The organism is Longimicrobiaceae bacterium (assembly GCA_035936415.1).
In the GTDB taxonomy this organism is placed as follows: Bacteria; Gemmatimonadota; Gemmatimonadetes; order Longimicrobiales; family Longimicrobiaceae; genus JAFAYN01.
In genome coordinates this window covers 1-2724 of the sequence record DASYWD010000323.1, presented here as the reverse complement: position 1 = coordinate 2724, position 2724 = coordinate 1, and the positions used below count along the sequence as shown (strand labels likewise).

At 71.9% G+C, this 2724-nt stretch carries 4 protein-coding genes and 3 tRNA genes; all 7 read left to right on the top strand.

Features of this window, described 5'->3' with window-relative positions; all coding sequences use genetic code 11:
- Window positions 1–238: hypothetical protein (locus VGR37_13235; GenBank protein HEV2148359.1), on the top strand; the 238-nt coding region annotated here is incomplete at its 5' end.
- A complete protein-coding gene (gene rfaE2, locus VGR37_13230) occupies window positions 235–744 on the top strand; it encodes a D-glycero-beta-D-manno-heptose 1-phosphate adenylyltransferase (GenBank protein ID HEV2148358.1) in 510 nt (169 codons plus the stop codon). The genes VGR37_13235 and rfaE2, both read left to right, overlap by 4 nt.
- Complete coding sequence (rph, locus tag VGR37_13225) at window positions 737–1459, top strand: ribonuclease PH (protein HEV2148357.1); 723 nt, start codon at window positions 737–739, stop codon at window positions 1457–1459. Before rfaE2 ends, rph begins: the two co-directional genes overlap by 8 nt.
- Window positions 1456–2100: an RdgB/HAM1 family non-canonical purine NTP pyrophosphatase gene (gene rdgB / locus VGR37_13220; protein ID HEV2148356.1), complete on the top strand. Its 645-nt coding sequence runs from the start codon at window positions 1456–1458 to the stop codon at window positions 2098–2100. Before rph ends, rdgB begins: the two co-directional genes overlap by 4 nt.
- 16 nt (window positions 2101–2116) lie before the next feature.
- A tRNA-Pro gene (locus tag VGR37_13215) sits at window positions 2117–2190 on the top strand.
- Between the two features lie 14 nt (window positions 2191–2204).
- Window positions 2205–2278 (top strand) — tRNA-Arg (locus VGR37_13210).
- Between the two features lie 80 nt (window positions 2279–2358).
- A tRNA-His gene (locus tag VGR37_13205) sits at window positions 2359–2432 on the top strand.
- The last annotated feature ends 292 nt before the right edge of the window (window positions 2433–2724 follow it).

Here is a 2724-nt window from a genome sequence, read left to right as displayed (position 1 = left end):
CCAGATCCCCATCGGCGCGCTCGCAGTGGTGGACGGGGATGCCCTCACCCTCCGCGGCCTCGTCGCCGACCTGGAAGGCGAGGCAGTCCTCCGTTCCGAGGTCACGGCCGCCCGGAACGAGGCCGCCGCCGCGGGCCGCCGCCTCGCGGGCGAGCTTCTGGAGCGCGGCGCGGGGGAGATCCTGGCCCGGCTGCGGGGCGCCACCGATGGCCGGGTCAGGGAGCCCGCCGCCCCGTGACCACGCCGCCCGGAGAGATCCCGGACCCCGCGGCCAAGCTCCTCACGCGCGAGGAGCTGGTCGCCCGCCTCGGCCGCCCGCGCACGCAGCGCGTGGTCTTCACCAACGGGTGCTTCGACGTCCTGCACCGCGGCCACGCCGAGTACCTGCGGCAGGCGCGCCTCCTCGGCGACGTCCTGGTCGTCGGCCTCAACGCCGACGACTCCGTGCGCCGGCTCAAGGGCCCCACCCGTCCGGTGAACCCGGAGGAAGACCGGGCCTACGTCCTCGCCTCGCTGCAGGCGGTGGACGCGGTCACGGTGTTCGGGGAGGACACTCCGCGCGACCTGATCGCCGCCCTCCTTCCGGACGTGCTGGTCAAGGGCGGCGACTACCGCCTGGAAGAGATCGTAGGCGCAGACGAAGTCGCCGCCGCCGGGGGCGAGGTGGTGATCGCGCCGCTGGTCCCCGGCCGCTCCACCACCTCCATCCTCCAGAGGGGGGGAAGGGAACCGTCCGATGGCTGAAGCAGCGGCGAGGCAGCACGGCCGCGAACCGGGCCGTATGCGCCCCGTCACCCTGGAGCGCGGCGTGGCCCGCTACGCCGAGGGATCGTGCCTGGTCTCCTTCGGCGAGACCAGGGTCCTCTGCACCGCCTCCGTCGAGGCGGGCGTTCCCCCGTGGCGGAGGGGGAGCGGGGCGGGGTGGGTGACCGGCGAGTACTCCATGCTCCCCCGCGCCACGCACACCCGCGGGCGCCGCGAGCGCGGACAGGTGGGCGGGCGCACGCAGGAGATCCAGCGGCTGATCGGCCGCAGCCTCCGCGCCTGCGTGGACATGTCCACCCTGGGCGACTGGACGGTCACGATCGACTGCGACGTCCTCCAGGCCGACGGCGGTACCCGCACCGCGTCCATCACCGGCGGTGCCGTCGCGCTGTACGACGCCTGCCGCTGGATCGCGGGCCAGACCGGCGCTGCCACCCCGTTCCGCGAGTTCGTGGCCGCCCTGAGCGCGGGCGTGGTCGGCGGCGAGATCCTCCTCGACCTCGACTACTCCGAGGATTCCCGCGCCGAGGTGGACCTCAACGTGGTCGCGGTCGAGTCCGGCGGACTGATCGAGATCCAGGGCACCGGGGAGCGCTCGCCCTTCGCGCCGGCGCAGCTCGCCTCCCTGGTGGAGGTGACCACCACCGGGATCCGCGAGCTGTGCCGGCTGCAGCGGGAAGCCGTCTCCCGGTGAGCCGGGTCCTGGTCGCCACGCGGAGCGCCCACAAGCTCGGGGAGATCCGGCAGATCCTCGCCGGCTACGCCGCGCTGGAGCCGATCGACCTGCGCGAGGCCGGAATCCCGGAGGGCCCCGACGAAGATTCCATCGAAGCGTTCGATAGCTTCGAGGAGAACGCCATGGCGAAGGCGCGCTACTTCGCCGCGCGCAGCGAGCTCCCCGTGCTGGCGGACGACTCCGGCCTCTGCGTGGACGCGCTCGGCGGCGAGCCCGGCGTGCGCTCCAGGCGCTTCTCGGGCCGGACCGATCTCGCCGGGGCTGCGCTGGACGGCGCGAACAACGCCCTCCTCCTGGAGCGGCTGGAGGGCGTCCCGGAGGCGGAGCGGACCGCCCGCTACGTCTGCGCTGTCGCCCTCGTGCTCCCCGGCGGAGAGGAGCGAGTCTTCCTCGGCACCTGCGAGGGCATCATCCTCCCCGAGCCGCGGGGAGAGGGCGGATTCGGCTACGACCCGCTGTTCTGGGCCCCAGGCGAGAATGCCGCCATCGGGGAGCTGCCACCGGAGCGCAAGAACGAGCTGAGCCACCGGGGGAAGGCCGTCCGTGCGGCAGGAGGATGGCTCGCGTCCCAGCTTGACAAAGAGCGCTTTTCGTCCTAGAATTGGCGTTCTGAATCGGGGCGTGGCGCAGTCCGGTAGCGCATCTGCTTTGGGAGCAGAGGGTCGCCGGTTCAAATCCGGCCGCCCCGACCTGCCGGTACTGGGCGCCAGTAGCTCAGCTGGATAGAGCAACGGCCTTCTAAGCCGTAGGTCATAGGTTCGAGTCCTATCTGGCGCGCTCGATGGCTCCGAGCCGCGGACCCGGTCCACGGCGGCAGTTGACAAACAGGCGGTTCGCGGAGATTTTCTCCGCACACGGTGGGCGTAGCTCAGTCGGTTAGAGCGCCAGGTTGTGGCCCTGGAGGTCGCGGGTTCGAGTCCCGTCGCTCACCCCTTCGCAAGCCCCCGCGGCTCCGATGCCGCGGGGGCTTGGCTTTTGTGAACGATCGGCGACGACGGGAGCCGTTGTCCGGGCCCGAAGCGAACCCCTTGACGACCGGACTGGAGCCAATTATCATATGTACCCCTCGCGAGCCAGAGGCGGGACGGTGGCAGCGTGAGGGGTTGACGGGGAGGGGAGAGGAGGTTATTCTGGAAGGCTCTCCAGCGGACGGAGGGCGGCGGGGCGGGGAGGCGAGCAAAGCGGCGGAAGCGACCCCTTGACGGGGAGTCCTAAAGCGGCTA

Bases quoted from the DNA above. Each gene is read 5' to 3' on its own strand.
- rph (HEV2148357.1), top strand. From the start codon at position 737: ATGGCTGAAGCAGCGGCGAGGCAGCACGGCCGCGAACCGGGCCGTATG.